Source organism: Microcystis sp. LE19-195.1E (genome assembly GCF_027532095.1).
Classification (GTDB): Bacteria; Cyanobacteriota; Cyanobacteriia; order Cyanobacteriales; family Microcystaceae; genus Microcystis; species Microcystis aeruginosa.
Genome location: NZ_JAPZSZ010000284.1, coordinates 1 through 1900, shown reverse-complemented (window position 1 = coordinate 1900; position 1900 = coordinate 1). Strand labels below are relative to the sequence as shown.

Annotated in this window: 5 protein-coding genes; all 5 read right to left on the bottom strand. The window is 37.7% G+C overall.

From position 1 onward, the window contains the following. Nucleotides 1–240: 240 nt before the first annotated feature. The 5 genes from O9300_RS15930 to O9300_RS15910 all read right to left on the bottom strand — a co-directional run bounded on the left by O9300_RS15930 (nt 241) and on the right by O9300_RS15910 (nt 1697). On the bottom strand, nt 241–378 hold the full coding sequence (locus O9300_RS15930) for a tetratricopeptide repeat protein (RefSeq protein ID WP_287972683.1): 138 nt from the start codon (nt 376–378) through the stop codon (nt 241–243). 5 nt (nt 379–383) lie between these two features. Beyond that, nucleotides 384–797 carry a type II toxin-antitoxin system VapC family toxin gene (locus O9300_RS15925; protein WP_002780221.1) on the bottom strand — a complete coding sequence of 138 codons (414 nt, stop codon included), beginning with the start codon at nt 795–797 and terminating at the stop codon, nt 384–386. Further along, complete coding sequence (locus O9300_RS15920; protein ID WP_106908986.1) at nt 794–1015, bottom strand: hypothetical protein; 222 nt, start codon at nt 1013–1015, stop codon at nt 794–796. The genes O9300_RS15925 and O9300_RS15920 overlap by 4 nt, the downstream gene beginning before the upstream one ends. 261 nt (nt 1016–1276) lie before the next feature. Then, a complete protein-coding gene (locus O9300_RS15915; protein WP_172970521.1) occupies nt 1277–1423 on the bottom strand; it encodes a hypothetical protein in 147 nt (48 codons plus the stop codon). A gap of 124 nt (nt 1424–1547) precedes the next feature. Beyond that, on the bottom strand, nt 1548–1697 hold the full coding sequence (locus O9300_RS15910) for a hypothetical protein (protein ID WP_287972680.1): 150 nt from the start codon (nt 1695–1697) through the stop codon (nt 1548–1550). Nucleotides 1698–1900: the final 203 nt, after the last annotated feature.

Here is a 1900-nt window from a genome sequence, read left to right as displayed (position 1 = left end):
GAGAATCGTGCTTCAAAACCTTGCGTCTTCATCGGCCCGCGTCCTGTAGGGGCGAAGCATTCGGATAAAAAATCTACGGTTTCACCGATAGGTTATTGCCCGAATGCTTCGCCCGTACTTTTTCAGCAAACCCTAATTATTTGATTGACCATGATTGGTTCATTCAATCAATCTTCATCTCTAATCCACTCTTAACTAGCTCCCTAATCACAGTCCATCATTCAATCATTCCAATCATAGTTAAAACAGCATCCTCAGATAATTCTGATAAACGGTTTGGGTATGGGGATGATTTTCCCCTAATCTTTCCCTGAAAATATTAATCGCTTCTAGATGGAGAGGTTCCGCTTCTGTGTACCTGTCTTGGAAATGGTACAATAGTCCTAAATTATTGAGAGATACCAATTTTCATAACTAAGATTGGGAATATTTTGAAAATGCTTAATGTTAGCTGTAATCAGAGTATAATCGCAATAAATAGCAGTCGCAGCAATAAACAAATCAATCGGGGTAATCAGTTGTCCTTTTATTCTAAGATTAACGTATATTTGAGTAGCTATATCACTAATTTCACGATCATAACCAATTACTTCACTGACTTCTACAAGACGTTCAAATTGTTGTTGTTGATTTCGTGCATCTTTATACAATAAACCACTTTTAATCTCGTAATAGGTAAAGATTGAAAACGATATATAAGTATAGTGTTGTCGATAGATGCGGAATTGTTCAATTACTGCGGGATTGCCTCGTAAAAAATAAGAGAGGATATTGGTATCAAGTAATGCTTGTTTCATAAGTCATTTATCCGTTTTAAATCGAGTTGACGATTAGCTTCTGCTTCTTCGACAATCTCTTGCATAGTATTTTCTATATCTGCTGCCATACCAGCAAATTCCATAAAGTCAACGTCTGGATGTTTTGTTTTTATAGATTGGACAAAATGCAGGATTTCCGGCAGCAGAGAAATGGGAGTTGTTTCAATTTCTTTAATAAGTTGTTCTTTGAGTGTCATAGCTTTATCAGTTATCAGTTATCAGTTATCAGTGATTAATTCAATCATAGTCAATGATAGGTGATGCGTTACGACTAAATCTGGATGTTGTCAAATTTTCTCTTGACAAAGGCGACTTGACAGGATACTATATTCATAATGGAAAATCCGTGCGCCTACGAACCCTCTTTTCCAACGGTCTTAACTATGATTGGTTCATTCAATCCATCTTCATCTCTAATCCACTCTTAACTAGGTTCCTAATCACAGTCCATCATTCAATCATTCCAACCACTGTCGATGGTGGTGCGTTACTGGACTAGGTAATAGGTGTAGGGGTAATTCATGAATTACCCCTACAATAACGTTTGTCTGGATGTTGTTAAATTTTCTCTTGACAAAGGCGACTTGACAGGATACTATATTCATAATGGAAAATCCGTGCGCCTACAGACCCTCTTTTCCAACGCTCTTAACTATGATTGGTTCATTCAATCGCTCTTCATCTCTAATCCACTCTTAACTAGCTCCCTAATCACAGTCCATCAGATGATTACATCAACCACTGTCGATGGTGGTGGTGGGTTACTGGACTAGGTAATAGGTGTAGGGGTAATTCATGAATTACCCCTACAATAACGTTTGTCTGGATGTTGTCAAATTTTCTCTTGACAAAAGCCTCTTGACAGGATACTATATTCATAATGGAAAATCCGTGCGCCTACGAACCCTCTTTTCCAACGGTCTTAACTATGATTGATGTGATTATTTGATTGACTATGATTGGTTTATTCAATCAATCTTCATCTCTAATCCACTCTTAACTAGCTCCCTAGTCATAGTTCATCAGATGATTACATCAACCACTGTCGATGGTGGTGCGTTACTGGACTAGGTAATAGGTGT

Bases quoted from the DNA above. Each gene is read 5' to 3' on its own strand.
- O9300_RS15925 (WP_002780221.1), bottom strand. From the start codon at position 797: ATGAAACAAGCATTACTTGATACCAATATCCTCTCTTATTTTTTACGA.
- O9300_RS15920 (WP_106908986.1), bottom strand. From the start codon at position 1,015: ATGACACTCAAAGAACAACTTATTAAAGAAATTGAAACAACTCCCATT.
- O9300_RS15915 (WP_172970521.1), bottom strand. From the start codon at position 1,423: ATGAATATAGTATCCTGTCAAGTCGCCTTTGTCAAGAGAAAATTTAAC.
- O9300_RS15910 (WP_287972680.1), bottom strand. From the start codon at position 1,697: ATGAATATAGTATCCTGTCAAGAGGCTTTTGTCAAGAGAAAATTTGAC.